The sequence below is a fragment of the Bacillus cereus group sp. BfR-BA-01347 genome (assembly GCF_022663835.1).
Lineage (GTDB): Bacteria > Bacillota > Bacilli > Bacillales > Bacillaceae_G > Bacillus_A > Bacillus_A thuringiensis_K.
The window spans coordinates 1-202 of the sequence record NZ_JAKUGG010000117.1 but is presented as its reverse complement, the minus strand read 5'-3'; the positions used below and the strand labels follow the sequence as shown (position 1 = coordinate 202).

The following is a 202-nucleotide window of genomic DNA, read 5'->3' as shown; positions in this document are numbered from 1 at the left end:
TCCACGGGGTCTTTCCGTCCTGTCGCGGGTAACCTGCATCTTCACAGGTACTATAATTTCACCGAGTCTCTGGTTGAGACAGTGCCCAAATCGTTACACCTTTCGTGCGGGTCGGAACTTACCCGACAAGGAATTTCGCTACCTTAGGACCGTTATAGTTACGGCCGCCGTTTACTGGGGCTTCAGTTCAGAGCTTCGCTTA

Annotated in this window: 1 rRNA gene; it reads right to left on the bottom strand. The window is 52.0% G+C overall.

The features are described 5' to 3' along the window. Positions 1–202: ribosomal RNA gene (locus tag MR143_RS33770) — 23S ribosomal RNA — on the bottom strand; the annotation flags it as partial.